The sequence below is a fragment of the Pradoshia sp. Z6_59 genome (assembly GCF_058267515.1).
On sequence record NZ_JBZCPP010000028.1, the window covers coordinates 1 to 16,518 of the forward strand.

The 16,518-nt window shown below is 41.8% G+C and carries 14 protein-coding genes and 1 riboswitch; all 14 genes read left to right on the top strand.

Features of this window, described 5'->3' with window-relative positions; all coding sequences use genetic code 11:
• The first annotated feature begins 521 nt into the window (after positions 1-521).
• Positions 522-722, top strand: a complete 201-nt coding sequence (locus AC4D4B_RS18510) for an NETI motif-containing protein (RefSeq protein WP_491000749.1) — start codon at positions 522-524, stop codon at positions 720-722.
• A 92-nt stretch (positions 723-814) separates the two neighbouring features.
• Positions 815-918: riboswitch (purine riboswitch) on the top strand.
• A 123-nt stretch (positions 919-1,041) separates the two neighbouring features.
• A complete protein-coding gene (gene purE / locus AC4D4B_RS18515; RefSeq protein WP_490997251.1) occupies positions 1,042-1,533 on the top strand; it encodes a 5-(carboxyamino)imidazole ribonucleotide mutase in 492 nt (163 codons plus the stop codon).
• Entirely contained in the window at positions 1,520-2,695 is a 1,176-nt protein-coding gene (purK, locus tag AC4D4B_RS18520; protein ID WP_491000750.1) for a 5-(carboxyamino)imidazole ribonucleotide synthase, read from the top strand. The genes purE and purK overlap by 14 nt, the downstream gene beginning before the upstream one ends.
• Positions 2,695-3,987, top strand: a complete 1,293-nt coding sequence (purB, locus tag AC4D4B_RS18525) for an adenylosuccinate lyase (RefSeq protein WP_491000751.1) — start codon at positions 2,695-2,697, stop codon at positions 3,985-3,987. Before purK ends, purB begins: the two co-directional genes overlap by 1 nt.
• 105 nt (positions 3,988-4,092) lie before the next feature.
• Positions 4,093-4,818, top strand: coding sequence for a phosphoribosylaminoimidazolesuccinocarboxamide synthase (gene purC / locus AC4D4B_RS18530; protein WP_490997255.1), 726 nt, complete (start codon positions 4,093-4,095; stop codon positions 4,816-4,818).
• The gene (purS, locus tag AC4D4B_RS18535; RefSeq protein WP_490997248.1) at positions 4,811-5,065 is read left to right on the top strand and encodes a phosphoribosylformylglycinamidine synthase subunit PurS; all 255 of its coding nucleotides are present in this window, start codon (positions 4,811-4,813) and stop codon (positions 5,063-5,065) included. The genes purC and purS overlap by 8 nt, the downstream gene beginning before the upstream one ends.
• Entirely contained in the window at positions 5,062-5,745 is a 684-nt protein-coding gene (purQ, locus tag AC4D4B_RS18540; protein ID WP_491000752.1) for a phosphoribosylformylglycinamidine synthase subunit PurQ, read from the top strand. Before purS ends, purQ begins: the two co-directional genes overlap by 4 nt.
• The gene (purL, locus tag AC4D4B_RS18545; RefSeq protein WP_491000760.1) at positions 5,729-7,963 is read left to right on the top strand and encodes a phosphoribosylformylglycinamidine synthase subunit PurL; all 2,235 of its coding nucleotides are present in this window, start codon (positions 5,729-5,731) and stop codon (positions 7,961-7,963) included. Before purQ ends, purL begins: the two co-directional genes overlap by 17 nt.
• Entirely contained in the window at positions 7,939-9,357 is a 1,419-nt protein-coding gene (purF, locus tag AC4D4B_RS18550; protein ID WP_491000753.1) for an amidophosphoribosyltransferase, read from the top strand. The genes purL and purF overlap by 25 nt, the downstream gene beginning before the upstream one ends.
• Positions 9,358-9,399: 42 nt before the next feature.
• Entirely contained in the window at positions 9,400-10,428 is a 1,029-nt protein-coding gene (purM, locus tag AC4D4B_RS18555; protein ID WP_491000761.1) for a phosphoribosylformylglycinamidine cyclo-ligase, read from the top strand.
• 65 nt (positions 10,429-10,493) lie between these two features.
• Positions 10,494-11,075: a phosphoribosylglycinamide formyltransferase gene (purN, locus tag AC4D4B_RS18560; RefSeq protein ID WP_490997244.1), complete on the top strand. Its 582-nt coding sequence runs from the start codon at positions 10,494-10,496 to the stop codon at positions 11,073-11,075.
• The gene (gene purH, locus AC4D4B_RS18565; RefSeq protein WP_491000754.1) at positions 11,072-12,604 is read left to right on the top strand and encodes a bifunctional phosphoribosylaminoimidazolecarboxamide formyltransferase/IMP cyclohydrolase; all 1,533 of its coding nucleotides are present in this window, start codon (positions 11,072-11,074) and stop codon (positions 12,602-12,604) included. Before purN ends, purH begins: the two co-directional genes overlap by 4 nt.
• A gap of 19 nt (positions 12,605-12,623) precedes the next feature.
• Positions 12,624-13,895: a phosphoribosylamine--glycine ligase gene (purD, locus tag AC4D4B_RS18570; protein ID WP_491000755.1), complete on the top strand. Its 1,272-nt coding sequence runs from the start codon at positions 12,624-12,626 to the stop codon at positions 13,893-13,895.
• 839 nt (positions 13,896-14,734) lie between these two features.
• The gene (locus tag AC4D4B_RS18575) at positions 14,735-16,480 is read left to right on the top strand and encodes an adenine deaminase C-terminal domain-containing protein (RefSeq protein ID WP_490997242.1); all 1,746 of its coding nucleotides are present in this window, start codon (positions 14,735-14,737) and stop codon (positions 16,478-16,480) included.
• Positions 16,481-16,518 lie beyond the last annotated feature (38 nt).

Here is a 16,518-nt window from a genome sequence, read left to right on the forward strand (position 1 = left end):
TCAGCGCCGATGGTAGTTGGGACGCGAGTCCCTGTGAGAGTAGGACGTTGCCGGGCAATACAGAAACCAGTTCAGTTTATGAGCTGGTTTTTTTGTGCGTTTTTTTAGGGAACAAGGTCGAGTTATTAGCATGATTGGTACGCTGGAAAGAAGACATTAGTTGAAAAATGAGACAAAGGTGAATAAAATCTGAGAGAAAGCCTTGCTTTTCAACATTGAATCCAGGACAATCCACATTAAGCATATTGGCTCCGATTAACTACTCTATATAGATGGACCGGAGGAACAGGTTTTATGTCATCATTTATCTACGTCTTACCGCACATACATTAACGTGTTTTTGCTAGAGGACAGGTGTGAGACAACGCAGATTTTAAACTGAATTCCTTTCCATAAAGAAGAAAGCTTTTGCCAGTCCACGCTTACACCAGTCACATAAAATTCTGTAACAAAACTTCCGAAAAGAGTACTAAATGGGATACACTACTAGTAGAGTAAGTAACAGAAAGGACGAGGGTCGATTGGCTAAGCCAAAGAAACAAAGATTTGAATTGCAGGAGAATGAAAGCATTGATGAATGCCTGGAGCGTATGAAAATGGAAGGATACTTTCCCATAAGACGTATGGAGAAACCAATTTTTAAGGAAGTGAAGAAGGGCGACCAGATAGAATATATTCCGGTTGCACGCCAGATTATTTTTGAAGGCAAATTAATTAATTGAAAACCGAACGATATTGCATTAAATAACATAAGTGTTCGGTTTTTAGTTGACATACAATTAGCCCTATTGATAAGATAGGTACGAACAATAAACATTAAAATTAATACTTCTCTCATATAATAGCGGGGATATGGCCTGCAAGTTTCTACCCAAAGACCGAATAAATTTTTGGACTATGAGAGAAAGCGGACCTCACCTTATATGTGAGGGCATAGTACTTGTCCTAAGTGCTCGGTTTGGCATAGCATATAAGCTGTGTGGACTGCTTTCTCTTTTTTGAAAGTGTGTTCATGCAGCTTTTTATTTGGAGGCGAAAATGATGAATAACCCTAAGGTTGGAGTAATCATGGGAAGCATATCAGACTGGGAAACGATGAAGCATGCATGTACTATTCTGGATGATTTTGAGGTGGCTTATGAGAAAAAAGTAATTTCAGCTCATAGAACGCCTGATGTAATGTTTGAATATGCCCAAAGCGCGCGCAGCCGTGGAATCAAAGTGATTATAGCCGGTGCAGGCGGAGCAGCCCATTTACCTGGGATGGTAGCAGCCAAAACCACTTTGCCTGTAATTGGTGTGCCTGTGCAATCCCACGCTCTAAACGGTTTGGATTCTTTGCTGTCTATTGTTCAAATGCCGGGTGGTGTTCCTGTAGCAACGATGGCGATTGGCAAAGCCGGTGCAAAAAATGCAGGTCTTTTAGCAGTACAGATATTAGGGACCTTCGAGCAAGAATTGGCTGAAGAACTTGAACAATATAGATTAAAAATTCAAAGACAATCAATTGAAAGTTGTGATGAACTTGAGTAAGCAGGCACCAGTTATTTTACCTGGCCAGACGATTGGGATAATAGGTGGCGGTCAGTTGGGGCGAATGCTGGCATTGGCAGCCAGAAATTTAGGTTTTAAGATAGCTGTACTTGATCCTACACCCAACAGTCCATGCGGCCAAATTGCGGATGTGGAAATCTCCGCCCCATTTAATGATGTTGAGGCTCTGCAGCACTTGGCACAGATAAGTGATGTACTCACATATGAATTTGAAAATATTGATGCTGATGCATTAGATCAACTAAAGGGTAATCCATATATCCCGCAGGGTACGGATATATTGAGAATTACGCAGGATCGGGTTCTTGAAAAACAGGCGATTGAGAAATCAGGTGTCAAAGTTGCCCCGTACGAGGTCATTGCAAGTTTTGAGGATCTTTGCCAGGCTATTTCTAAACTTGGTTATCCTTCCGTGTTGAAAACAGCGCGAGGCGGTTATGACGGAAAAGGACAGCTTGTTATACGGAATAAAGAAGATTTAGCCAAAGGCTCTGAATTGCTGAGCCATGGAGTTTGTGTTTTGGAGAGTTTCATACCGTTTCAAAAAGAAATTTCAGTTATAGTAACTCGAAAATTGGATGGTTCTATACGGGTGTTTCCTGTTGCAGAGAATATTCATATCAATAATATTTTGCATCAATCGATTGTCCCGGCGAGAATCAATGCAAACGCTCAAATCCATGCGATTGGAGTAGCTGTACAATTGGCAGAATCAGTACAGTTAGTTGGTACATTAGCCGTTGAAATGTTCCTACTCGACCACGATGATATTCTGGTGAATGAATTGGCGCCGAGACCTCATAATTCTGGACATTTTTCGATTGAGGCTTGTGAAACCTCTCAATTTGAGCAACATATAAGAGCGGTGTGTAATTGGCCGCTTGGTCATACTGAATTACATTCCAGTGCGGTAATGGTCAATATTTTGGGACAGCATTTGGAAGAGGTTATACAGGCTTTAGGGAATGAGCCTGATTGGAAAGTACATATTTATGGGAAGCGTGAAGCGAAGAAAGATAGAAAAATGGGGCATATTACAGTCTTAGGAGAGCATCCGATGGAAATATTGGAGGAGCTCAATCAAACAAGTGTATGGAATGAACAAATAGGAGACAAAAAAGAAAAGGTGGATATGAACTAATGATTGAACGTTATACAAGACCGGAAATGGGAAAGATTTGGACTGAGGAGAATCGTTTTCAGGCATGGCTCGAAGTCGAAATTTTAGCATGTGAAGCCTGGGCGGAGCTTGGTGCAATCCCTAAAGAAGATGTAAAAGTGATGAGAGAGCGTGCATCCTTTGATGTGAATCGTATCAAAGAAATTGAAGAAGAAACCAGACATGATGTGGTTGCCTTTACACGTGCCGTTTCAGAAACGCTGGGAGAAGAACGGAAATGGGTGCATTATGGTCTGACTTCTACAGATGTAGTCGATACGGCTTTATCTTATTTGCTCAAGCAGGCCAATGATATTTTAATCGCTGATGTGGAGCGGTTTATTACAATTTTGGCTGACAAAGCGAAGGAGCATAAATATACGGTTATGATGGGACGTACTCATGGCGTCCATGCTGAACCGACGACATTTGGTTTGAAAATGGCATTATGGTACGAAGAAATGAAGCGGAATCTAAAAAGACTAAAAGAAGCTGCAGATACAGTAGAGTATGGTAAAATCTCCGGTGCTGTTGGAACATATGCGAACATTGATCCATTTGTAGAAAAGTTTGTGTGTGAAAATCTTGGGATCAAACCTTCTCCAATCTCTACCCAAACCCTACAGCGCGATCGACATGCGCAATACATGTCCACATTAGCATTGATTGCGACTTCTATTGAAAAATTTGCAACTGAAATTCGTGGTTTGCAAAAGAGTGAGACACGAGAAGTAGAGGAATTTTTTGCGAAGGGGCAGAAGGGTTCTTCCGCTATGCCGCATAAACGCAATCCAATCGGTTCGGAGAATATGACTGGGTTGGCCCGTGTGATTCGCGGCCACATGATGACGGCCTATGAAAATGTTTCACTTTGGCATGAACGGGACATTTCACATTCTTCTGCTGAAAGAATTATCCTTCCAGATGCGACCATTTTATTGAACTATATGTTAAACCGCTTCGGTAATATCGTGAAAAACTTAACGGTGTTCCCTGATAATATGAAGCGTAATATGGACCGCACTTATGGTCTGATTTATTCACAGCGTGTATTGCTTGCTTTAATTGATAAAGGATTGTCTCGTGAAAAAGCGTATGATACGGTCCAGCCTAAGGCGATGGAAGCATGGGAAACACAGGTTCAGTTCCGTGAGTTGCTGGATGCGGATGAGACAATAACGGCTTATCTATCTGCTGAAGAACTGGATGATTGTTTCGATTACCGTTATCATTTGAAAAATGTAGATTTTATTTTTGAACGTATGGGGCTGTAATTTCAACAAGGGGCGCTACTTATGCTTAAAAGGTGAGGAGTGCCCCTTTCCATATTAAATCATTCCCGTGTTTGGCTTATCAGGATTATTACCATATAGGAGGATATCCAATTGGCTCAGAATGAATTTCTTTACGAAGGTAAGGCAAAGCAAATTTATGCAACTGATAATCCGAAAATCGTCCTAATCCGATACAAGGACTCCGCAACCGCATTTAATGGGGAAAAGAAAGCAATGATTGAGGGGAAAGGACATCTGAATAACGAAATCACGAGCTTGCTATTCGAATGGCTTCACCGTAAGGGTATTGAATCTCATTTTATTAAAAAAATATCAGAAACAGAACAGCTCGTTAAACGAGTTACCATTATTCCTTTAGAAGTAGTCGTCCGCAATGTGGCTGCCGGTAGTTTTTCTAAAAGATTGGGCGTAGAGGAAGGAAAGCCTCTTCTAAGGCCGATTGTAGAATTTTATTATAAAGACGATGCGCTTGGAGATCCACTATTAACAGAAGATCATATTGACGTTCTGGGCCTTGCTACAGCCAGAGAAGTCGAAATATTGAAAAAACGGTCCTTACAAATCAATGAAACTTTGCAAAGCTTATTTGCTTCTATGGACATCAGATTAATAGATTTCAAGCTCGAGTTTGGTAAAGATGAGGAGGGTCATGTCCTGCTTGCGGATGAAATTTCACCGGATACTTGCCGTCTTTGGGATTCGCATACAAATGAAAAGTTGGATAAGGATGTATTCCGCCGGGATCTCGGCAGTTTAACAGATGCCTATAAAAAAATTCTTGCTAAGCTGGAGGACGTTCAACATGTATAAAGTAAAGGTTTATGTCACTCTTCGTGAAAGTGTATTGGATCCTCAGGGAGCTGCTGTACAAAAGTCATTGAATGCCCTGAACTTTCCTGAGGTTCGGGATGTGCGAATTGGCAAGTATTTGGAGTTAGAACTCTCTGAATCTACTGCTGATGTTGATGAGGCGGTCCGCAATATGTGCGAAAAATTGTTAGTGAATACGGTCATTGAAGATTATCGATATAGCATAGAGGAGGTTATCGGACAGTGAAATTCGCCGTAATCGTCTTTCCGGGATCCAATTGTGATATTGATATGTACCATGCCATTCGTGATGAGATTGGAGAAGAAGCGGAATATGTTTGGCACACGGAAACGAGTCTCGAAGGCTTTGATGCTGTCCTGCTGCCTGGAGGGTTTTCATATGGTGACTATTTAAGGTGCGGAGCAATTGCTCAATTTTCACCCATTATGGAGGCTGTGAAAAGAGCGGCATTGGATGGTATTCCGATCCTCGGTGTGTGTAATGGTTTCCAGGTATTACTGGAGGCGGGATTGCTGCCGGGAGCTATGCGGCGTAATGCTGATTTGAAGTTTATTTGCAGACTGCAAAAGCTGCGTGTAGTGAACAACAAAACTCCTTTTACGAGTTCCTATACTAAAAATGAACAAATCACTATCCCGATTGCTCATGGCGAGGGAAATTACTATTGTGATGAAGAGACACTGGAACAGTTAAAGACACAAAATCGAATTCTGTTTACGTATGAGGGAAATCCGAATGGCAGTCATCAGGATATCGCGGGAATTATGAATAAGCAAGGCAATGTTCTTGGGATGATGCCCCATCCGGAAAGGGCTGTTTCCTCCTTAATTGGCAGTGCTGATGGAATCAAGTTATTCAAATCGATTGTTCACTACTGGAGGGAAACAAATGTCGTTAATGCTTGAGCCAAGTCCGAACATGATTAAAGAAGAACGAATTTATGCCACAATGGGATTGACGGATGATGAGTTTGCCAAGATAGAAAAGATTCTTGGGCGCTTGCCAAACTATACAGAAACAGGCTTGTTTTCAGTTATGTGGTCTGAGCATTGCAGCTATAAAAACTCAAAGCCTGTGTTAAAGAAGTTCCCTACAACAGGTGAACGAGTACTTCAGGGGCCCGGAGAAGGTGCGGGTATTGTGGATATTGGTGATGGGCAAGCGGTTGTTTTTAAAATTGAAAGCCATAACCATCCCTCCGCAATTGAACCATATCAAGGTGCAGCCACGGGCGTGGGCGGAATCATTCGCGATGTCTTTTCAATGGGTGCTAGACCGATTGCTTTACTGAACTCCTTGCGTTTTGGAGAATTAACAACTCCACGGATGAAGTACTTATTTGAGGAAATTGTAGCTGGGATTGCCGGATATGGAAACTGCATCGGAATACCGACTGTTGGTGGGGAAATTCAGTTTGATGCTTCCTATGAGGGGAATCCTCTTGTAAATGCGATGTGTGTCGGCTTAATCAATCATGAGGATATTAAGAAGGGTCAGGCGCATGGAGTTGGAAATACGGTTATGTATGTTGGAGCAAAAACAGGTCGTGATGGCATTCATGGAGCAACCTTCGCCTCGGAGGAATTAACAGATGATTCTGATTCTAAACGGCCAGCCGTACAAGTAGGGGACCCATTCATGGAAAAGCTTTTACTTGAAGCATGCCTGGAGCTTGTAAAATCGGATGCACTTGTAGGAATACAGGATATGGGCGCAGCTGGATTAATCAGTTCCTCTGCTGAAATGGCCTCCAAAGCAGGATCCGGAATTGAAATGAATTTAGATAAGATTCCTCAGCGAGAAACAGGAATGACATCTTATGAAATGATGTTATCTGAGTCACAGGAGAGAATGCTGATTGTAGTCAGAAAAGGACGGGAGCAAGAAATCGAAGAGCTGTTTGGAAAGTATGGTCTTGAAGCGGTCGCTGTGGGCACTGTAACGGAAGATAAAATGATTCGCTTAACACATCGAGGCGAAGTGGTGGCAAATGTACCGGCAGATGCACTAGCTGAGGAGGCGCCAGTTTACTATAAACCGTCAAAAGAGCCTAATTATTTTCAAGAGTTTCAAGCGATGGAAGATGAAGTACCTGTCATCAACAACTATACAGAAACTCTGCTTTCGTTATTGGCACAGCCAACCATAGCGAGTAAGGAATGGGTTTATGATCAGTATGATTATATGGTACGCACGAATACGGTCGTAGCGCCTGGTTCTGATGCAGCTGTCATTCGTATTCGCGGAACGGAAAAAGCGTTGGCTATGACAACGGATTGCAATTCGCGCTATCTCTATTTAGACCCGGAAACAGGGGGTCAAATTGCGGTGGCTGAAGCAGCGCGTAATATCATTTGTTCGGGTGGTGAACCGCTGGCGATTACAGACTGCTTGAATTTCGGGAATCCGGAGAAGCCTGAAATTTTCTGGCAGCTCGAAAAAGCGGCAGATGGATTAAGTGCTGCATGTCGTGTACTAGGGACACCGGTGATTGGTGGAAATGTTTCCTTGTATAACGAAACAAATGGAGAAGCCGTCTACCCGACACCGGTCGTTGGCATGGTTGGGCTCGTTCATAATCTCAAGCATATTACCACTCAATCCTTCAAAGACAAGGGAGATCTAATCTACCTAATAGGAGAAACATATGCTGAATTCGGCGGTAGTGAGCTGCAAAAGTTCATGAATGATGGACGGATTTTTGGTAAAGCACCCCATCTAAATCTTCAGGTTGAAAAAGACCGGCAGGAAAAGCTGTTAAAAGCGATTCAGGCGGGTGTAATAAAGTCAGCTCATGACCTGGCAGAAGGAGGATTATCCATAGCACTTGCAGAAGGATTGTTTGGCGCAGAAAACCTTGGTTTTGAAGTGACTTTAGAGGGAGATTTGGCCACCCGGTTGTTTGCAGAATCACAATCCCGCTTCCTTGTGACTGTATCGCCTGCACAAGTCGGACCACTCAAAGAAATTATTCCGGAAGCGGTTCAAATAGGTACGGTAACCGATACAGGAAAATACGTTATTCATGCCGGCCAGGAAGAGGCAGTTATTGATATTGAAGCAAAACAACTACTGAAAGCCTGGAAGGGAGCCATACCATGCTTGCTGAAATCCGTGGACTAAATGAAGAATGTGGATTGTTTGGGATCTGGGGACATACTGAAGCATCTCAACTAACCTATTATGGTTTACACAGTCTGCAGCACCGTGGACAGGAAGGAGCGGGAATGGTCGTAACAGATGGCCATGTATTGAAATCGCATAAAGCGGAAGGACTCGTTAATGACGTTTTCAATCAAAAAATCATTGAGGATTTGAAGGGACGGAGCTCAATTGGTCATGTTCGCTATGCGACAGCAGGAGGAGGCGGAGTGGCCAATGTTCAGCCATTTTTGTTTAATTCTCAGACTGTTGGTAGTTTTGCTCTCGCCCATAATGGAAATTTGGTAAACGCAGTCCAATTGAAAAATCAGCTCGAAATAGATGGGAGCATTTTTCATACAACCTCGGATACGGAGGTCCTGGCCCACTTAATTAGGCGCTCTAGTTCAGCTTGTTTTAATGAGCGAGTAAAGCAAGCTTTATCGTACGTTCAGGGGGCCTATGCATTTCTGGTCATGACAGAAACAGAAATGATGATAGCTGTGGATCCACATGGATTGCGTCCCGTCTCCATCGGGCGAATTGGTGATGGATATGTAGCTGCATCTGAGACATGTGCCTTTGATTTAATAGGAGCCGATTATATACGGGATGTTCGGCCCGGAGAGCTGGTGACGATTAATGATGACGGCATCCAATCAGAGTATTTTGCTGAATCACAGGGCAGAGCGATGTGCAGTATGGAGTATATTTATTTTTCAAGACCCGATAGCAATATAGATGGTATCAACGTTCATACGGCTAGAAAGAACCTCGGGAAACAACTGGCTATTGAAGCGGAAATTGAGGCAGATGTTGTCACAGGTGTGCCGGATTCAAGCATATCGGCAGCCATCGGGTATGCAGAAGTAAGCGGGATTCCATATGAAATGGGGTTAATTAAAAATCGATATGTGGGACGGACCTTTATACAGCCATCCCAATCTCTACGTGAGCAAGGGGTGAAAATGAAGCTTGCCCCAGTGCGCGGTGTGGTCGAGGGCAAAAGGGTCATTATGGTGGATGATTCGATTGTAAGGGGAACGACCAGCAGGAGGATTGTGACGATGCTTAAAGAAGCCGGCGCAAAAGAGGTACATGTGTGCATTAGCTCTCCTCCAATCAAAAATCCCTGTTTTTATGGAATTGATACATCGTCCAAAGAAGAGCTGATTGCCGGCTTTAACTCCGTTGAGGCAATCAGGGAGATGATTGGAGCAGATTCTCTAACTTTTTTGAGCGTGGAGGGGACGGTTAAGGCAATCGGCAGGCCTTTTGGTGGTGAGTATCGAGGTCAATGCATGGCATGCTTTACGGGGAACTATCCGACTGAAATTTATGCTACCGATGATCAGGCATATGAAAAAATAAAGTAACGGCAATAGATTATTGACAGGAAGTATGAAAGGATGGTCACTTTGTCGAACGCATATAAACGTGCAGGAGTGGATATTGAAGCAGGCTATGAATCCGTCTCACGTATGAAAAAACATGTAAGCCGTACACAAAGACCAGAGGTACTAGGTGCTTTGGGCGGGTTCGGGGGTATGTTTGATTTGTCGGCATTATCCATTGAGGAGCCTGTACTCGTTTCGGGAACGGATGGAGTCGGGACTAAATTGTTGCTCGCTATGATGATGGATAAGCACGATACAATTGGTGTTGACTGCGTTGCCATGTGTGTAAATGATATTATTGCCCAAGGTGCAGAACCATTATATTTTCTTGACTATATTGCTTGTGGAAAAGCAGATCCAATAAAAATCGAGGCAATCGTAAAAGGAATAGCGGATGGATGTGAGCAGGCAGGCTGTGCCTTAATTGGCGGTGAAACGGCCGAAATGCCAGGAATGTATTCTGTAGATGAATATGATCTGGCTGGTTTTACGGTTGGTGCGGCAGAAAAAAGGAAGCTGATTGATGGAAGCCTTGTACGAGAGGGCGATGTATTAATTGGGCTGCCTTCAAGCGGGATTCACAGTAATGGGTTTTCGCTAGTGAGAAAGGTATTACTTGATGAATCATCAATGGAACTCGATCAATTTATCGAAGAGTTGGATTGTATGCTTGGAGAAGAATTACTGCGTCCGACTAAGATTTATGTAAAACCCATCCTTGAAGTTTTGAAGTCCGGCTCAGTTCATGGAATCGCCCACATTACCGGAGGAGGATTTATCGAAAATATACCGCGCATGCTTCCGGATGGATTTGGGGCGGAAATTAAAAAAGGAACATGGGAAATTAATCCGATTTTCAACTTTATAAAGGATAAAGGATCACTTGAAGAGGATGACATGTATTCGATTTTTAATATGGGGATTGGCATGGTTCTAGCTGTACAGGCTGAAAAAGCGAGTGAGCTAATTGGTACCCTGAATCAATTGGGGGAAGACGCAAAAAGAATCGGTCGGGTGATTCAAAAAGAAGGCATAATTTTCGTTGATTGACAAAAAAGGCAAAGACAATTTAGTAGCTTATTAAGTTGAAATCATATAAGACTAAGGGAGAAGCTATGAAAAAAATTGCTATATTTGCATCAGGTAATGGCAGTAACTTTCAAGCGATAGCAGAAGCGGTGGAAAAAGGAAAATTGCATGCCTCGATAGAATTGCTGATTTGTGATCATCCAGGTGCTTACTGTATAGATAGGGCGGAAAAGTTAAATATTCCGGTATTCTCCTTTTCTCCAAAGGATTTTCCTTTGAAAGAGGATTATGAACAGCAAATTTTACAGGAGCTGCAGGCGAAAGAAGTCGCGATGATTGTTTTGGCAGGCTATATGCGATTAATTGGCTCAGTACTGTTAAGGGCCTACCCTAATCACATTATTAATATTCATCCTTCTTTATTGCCAGCCTTCCCAGGAAAAAATGCCGTTTTGCAGGCGATAGAGGCAGGCGTCGAAGTGACAGGGGTTACGGTTCATTATGTAGATGAAGGCATGGATACGGGGCCGATTATTGCACAGAGAGCCGTCTCGATACATAAAGGGGAGAGCGTGGAGGAGATCCACAGGAAAATTCAGCAGGTAGAGCATAACCTATATCCACGCATTATAGAGCAGGTAAGCAACGAACAGGAGGAGAAAGTATGAAAAAGCGGGCATTGATTAGTGTATCAAACAAAGAGGGGATTGTAGAATTCGCCAAAGGAGTTGCAGAGCTGGGTTTTGAGATTATTTCCACAGGGGGAACCAAAAAAACATTGTCGGATCATGGTATTCCAGTTATCAGCGTCAGTGACGTGACAGGTTTTCCGGAAATAATGGATGGACGCGTAAAAACTTTACATCCCTATATTCATGGGGGGCTCCTTGGAAAACAAAACGATGAATCCCATATGGCTCAGCTTGAAGAACAAGGGATTGCTCCTATTCAGCTGGTTTGTGTAAACCTTTATCCATTCCAAGAAACGATTGCTAAACCAGGAGTGACAGTTGAAGAGGCAATCGAGAATATTGATATTGGCGGTCCTGCAATGCTGAGGGCCTCTGCTAAAAACCATGAGTCTGTAGCAGTTGTGGTGGATCCTGCTGACTATGGAAAAGTACTTGATGGTTTCCGTAATGGAGAAATTTCCTTATTGGATAGAAGAAAGCTGGCGGCAAAGGTTTTTCGCCATACAGCGGCTTATGATGCCCTGATTGCTGAATACATGACAAATTTGGCAGAAGAGGATCAGCCTGAAAACTATACTGTTACATACACGTTAAAGCAACCACTTCGCTACGGTGAAAACCCTCATCAAAAAGCTGCGTTTTATGCAAAACCACTTGGCTCTACTTTTTCAATTGCAGCAGCCAGGCAGCTGCATGGTAAGGAGTTATCCTATAACAATATCAATGATGCAGATGCTGCCCTGCAAATCGTGAAGGAATTTGAACAGCCGGCTGCTGTTGCTGTGAAGCATATGAATCCTTGCGGTGCAGGAACTGGAGAAACTATTTATGAAGCATTCCAAAAGGCATATGAAGCGGATCCTACATCTATCTTTGGCGGTATTGTTGCGTTAAACCGGACAGTAGATGCTGAAACGGCGAAACTGCTTCATGAAATTTTCTTGGAAATTGTGATTGCCCCATCATTTACTGACGAGGCATTAGAGGTCTTAACATCTAAGAAAAATATTCGCTTACTTACCATTCGATTTGAGGGAAGAGAGAAAAAGGAGAAAAAACTATCTTCCATTGCAGGTGGCTTGCTTGTCCAAGAGTCAGATGAGGCAACTATACAGGATGCAGAGCTTCAGGTTGTTACAAAAAGAGAACCTACTGAAGCTGAATGGAAAGCTCTTCAATTTGGATGGAAACTCGTAAAGCATGTTAAATCAAATGCAATCGTCGTAACAGATGAGCAAATGACACTGGGAGTAGGTGCTGGTCAAATGAATCGTATCGGTGCTGCGAAGATTGCCTTAGAGCAGGCTGGTGAAAAAGCGAGAGGTGCCATTATCGCATCAGATGCATTCTTTCCAATGGATGACACAGTAGAAGCCGCGGCCAAATCTGGAATTACCGCTATCATTCAGCCTGGCGGGTCAAAGCGAGATGAGGACTCTATAAAAAAAGCAGATGAGTATGGTATTGCCATGGTTACAACCGGAGTACGGCATTTCAAACATTAAGAGGGAGAGACATGAAATAATGAAAGTACTTGTTATAGGGCGCGGAGGTCGTGAACACGCTTTGGCCAAAAAATTTGCTGAGAGCAAACGTGTTACAAAAGTATTTGTAGCACCAGGCAATCCCGGGATGGCAGATGTTGCTGAGATTGTGGATATCCAGGAGAGAGATCATACTAGATTAATTGATTTCGCGAAAGAAAATGAAATAGAACTAACATTTATAGGTCCGGAGACTCCGTTAGTGAACGGAATAGTAGATGAATTTCTGGCTCATGAACTAACCGTATTTGGACCTACCAAAGCTGCCGCCATAATTGAAGGAAGTAAGTCTTTTACGAAGGATTTGCTGAAAAAATATGATATACCTACAGCGGAATATGAAACATTTACGGATTACGAAGAGGCAGTCCAATATGTAAAGAAAAAGGGTGCACCGATTGTTATTAAGGCGGATGGTCTTGCAGCAGGCAAGGGTGTAGTCGTCGCGATGACCGAAGGGGATGCGCTCAATGCTTTAAAAGAAATGCTGATCAATCAGAGGTTTGGAGAGTCTTCTGAAAAAATCGTGATTGAGGAATTTTTGAGCGGTGAGGAGTTCTCCTTTATGGCCTTTGTAAATGGAGAAAAGGTCTATCCAATGGAAATTGCTCAGGATCATAAACGTGCTTTTGATGGTGATAAAGGTCCGAATACAGGTGGAATGGGAGCTTACTCTCCTGTTCCGCATATCAGTCAAGACATGGTTAGCCAGGCGTTAACGAAAATCCTGATACCGACAGCAAAGGCAATGGTGGAAGAGAGTAAATCATTCACTGGTATCCTATATGCCGGGTTAATTGCTGCTGCTGAGGGTCCAAAGGTGATTGAGTTTAATGCCCGATTTGGTGACCCGGAAACACAGGTCATCCTGCCAAGGTTAAAGTCAGATTTAATGGATGTGGTTGAAAACGTTCTGAATTCTGTCGATATGGATTTGGAATGGTCTGAAGAAAGCGCTCTTGGAGTCGTCATGGCAGCTAATGGTTATCCGGGTGAGTATGGAAAGGGCAGTATTATAAAAGGTTTAAAGTATGTTGATGTCGATACACATATTTATCACGCAGGGACAAATAGAAATGAACTGGGTGAGTTTTTGACAAATGGAGGAAGAGTCCTCCTAGTAACTGCACTCGGTAAAACATTGAAGATTGCCCAAAAAAAGGCTTATCGGGAGCTAGAGGGAATTCAATGTAATGGTCTCTATTATCGCCATGATATTGGAGAGCGTGCCATTGAAAAATATAACGGTTAGAGGCTATTTATTAGCTAGTTAGTAAAGCAAGGGAAAAAGAGAAAGAAGCATTAAATTAGCTACTGGTCGACCTAAAGAGGTCGGCCTTTTTCATATGCCAAAAAGGTATGCAGAGGGGCATGTTCAACGTTGGTGAAAAGTGGTCCAAACTCTTTCTGTTTAGTAATAGGATAAATTTCAAATTCATTTAATCAAACTTCAACTAACTAGAAGGGATTTCGCTCAAAATCTATTAATATCGCTCAATCACAGTATAATTCGCTCTATTCTCCAAAATCCGCTCATAAATCCTCTGAATCGCTCAATAATCTTTGTTTTCGCCCATTTATTTTTAAAACCGCTCAATAGTTTAACAAATTCACTCATATATCTTTAAAAGACAATAATATTCTTGAATATTAGACTAGAAAAATCATTAACTTGTTCTTTTACGACAAAAATTAATAAAAAGATATCATTTTTTAAAGAGAAATGCTGTTTTCTGAAGAAGTATAGGATAGTTCCTATCCACATGTTTTTTAGAGCTATAAATTAAATAATACGGCTTTACAGGTTTAGTTTAAAGGGGCAAGGGAATGGTTTATTTGGGGAATCACTAATCTTTTACCGTTATTAAAGGGAACTTTTTAATGTAATCATACGTATTAGTCATATACATACAGTTATTTAATAATGCTGAAATGTAAAGAATTACAAATTAATTTCATTCTTTAATGCTCTAAATAATGAAAATATGGTAGTATATTGAAAAGGCTTACATTTTAAATTTTAAAAATGGAAGGGCGATGCTTCCGTTTTTTTAAATATAAGAAATGATGTTTTGCGAAGGGGGTATTTTTATGCTTGGACAACGATATAGATGGAAAAATAAACAACTGCGCGAGCATGTTCATGTGATAGATGGTAAAGTAGCGCCAACTCTTGTTTTAACGAATGCCGTGTATTTGAATCAGGTGTTTAAAAAGTGGATGAAGGCGAATATATGGATCTATGAAGATCGAATTGTATATGTTGGGGAAAACATGCCTGTTATGCAGGATGGGTGTGAGATTGTAGATTGTACGGATCAATACCTGGTACCTGGTTATATTGAGCCGCATGCTCATCCATTTCAATTATATAATCCGGCTACTCTTGGCATGCACGCTGCTCAATATGGAACAACCACCTTAATCAATGATAACATGCTTTTGTTTACTCTTTTGGACAATAGACAAGCGTTTGCACTATTGAAGGAATTACGTCATCTTCCCATCAGCATGTATTGGTGGGCAAGACTGGATTCTCAAACTGAGCTGAGAAATGAAGAGATGGTATTCTCGCATTCTAATGTAAAGAGCTGGCTTGAGCACGATGGAGTCCTGCAGGCTGGAGAGCTAACAGGATGGCCGCGTCTTCTTGACGGAGACGACATGATGCTTCACTGGATTCAGGAAGCAAAAAGAATGAGAAAGAAAATTGAAGGACATTTCCCAGGCGCTTCTGAAAAAACACTTTCTAAATTAATGCTGCTTGGTGCGGATTGTGATCATGAGGCTATGACCGGAGAAGAAGTCATTCGCAGACTGATGCAGGGATATGATGTGTCCTTGAGACATTCATCCATTCGTCCGGATTTACCTCGTATTTTGGATGATTTAAAAGAGTACGATTTGAATTCCTATGATCGATTATTTTTCAATACAGACGGTTCAACACCTGGATTTTATAAAGATGGGTTTACGGATCAATTAATCTCGCTTGCGATTGAAAAAGGTGTACCTATTATTGATGCATATAATATGGCTTCCTTAAATATAGCCCGCTATTATAATATTGATTATTTACACGGAAATATTGCGACAGGACGAGTAGCCAATATTAACTTCCTGTCTGCCAAGGATCAGCCAACTCCTCACTCTGTTTTATCAAAAGGGCATTGGGTGAAAAGGGATGGAAGACAGGTTGAAACGAATCGAACATCGATTGCCTGGAAAGACTTTGGCCTTAGCCCTCTGGATCTTGATTGGGAGCTTACAGATTACGACTTCCAATACTCAATGCCATTTGGCATCAATATGGAGAATAGTGTCATCACTAAGCCATATTCGATTCATATTGATATTTCAAGAGAGGTTTTGGATGAAGACCATGATGAGAGCTTTTTTACGTACCTAACGAGAGATGGTAAATTCAGAATCAATACGATATTAAAAGGGTTTGCCAACCGTTTGTATGGATTTGCTTCATCCTTTTCCAACTCTGGGGATATATTGTTGATTGGAAAAAGTAAGAAAGACATGAGACTGGCATTTAACCGAATGAAAGAAATCGGTGGGGGAATTGTAATTGCAGAAAAAGGTGAAATATTGTTCGAAATGCCTTTGGCGCTGCAAGGAATGATGTCTAATCAAGAACTCCCGATTTTAATAGAAGAAGAAGCTAGATTGCGAGAAATATTGACTGAAAAGGGATACCCATTCGAGGATCCGATTTATTCATTACTGTTCTTTTCATCTACTCATTTACCTTATATAAGGGTAACCCAGGCAGGATTATATGACGTTATGAATAAATCTGTACTCTTTCCGACTATAATGCGTTAAAATAATAAAGAATAGAGAAAAATAAAAGATAGTCAAGT

Coding starts and splice junctions, on each gene's coding strand:
- purE (WP_490997251.1), top strand. CDS start 1,042: ATGAATAACCCTAAGGTTGGAGTAATCATGGGAAGCATATCAGACTGG.
- purK (WP_491000750.1), top strand. CDS start 1,520: ATGAACTTGAGTAAGCAGGCACCAGTTATTTTACCTGGCCAGACGATT.
- purB (WP_491000751.1), top strand. CDS start 2,695: ATGATTGAACGTTATACAAGACCGGAAATGGGAAAGATTTGGACTGAG.
- purS (WP_490997248.1), top strand. CDS start 4,811: ATGTATAAAGTAAAGGTTTATGTCACTCTTCGTGAAAGTGTATTGGAT.
- purL (WP_491000760.1), top strand. CDS start 5,729: ATGTCGTTAATGCTTGAGCCAAGTCCGAACATGATTAAAGAAGAACGA.
- purF (WP_491000753.1), top strand. CDS start 7,939: ATGCTTGCTGAAATCCGTGGACTAAATGAAGAATGTGGATTGTTTGGG.
- purN (WP_490997244.1), top strand. CDS start 10,494: ATGAAAAAAATTGCTATATTTGCATCAGGTAATGGCAGTAACTTTCAA.
- purH (WP_491000754.1), top strand. CDS start 11,072: ATGAAAAAGCGGGCATTGATTAGTGTATCAAACAAAGAGGGGATTGTA.
- purD (WP_491000755.1), top strand. CDS start 12,624: ATGAAAGTACTTGTTATAGGGCGCGGAGGTCGTGAACACGCTTTGGCC.
- AC4D4B_RS18575 (WP_490997242.1), top strand. CDS start 14,735: ATGCTTGGACAACGATATAGATGGAAAAATAAACAACTGCGCGAGCAT.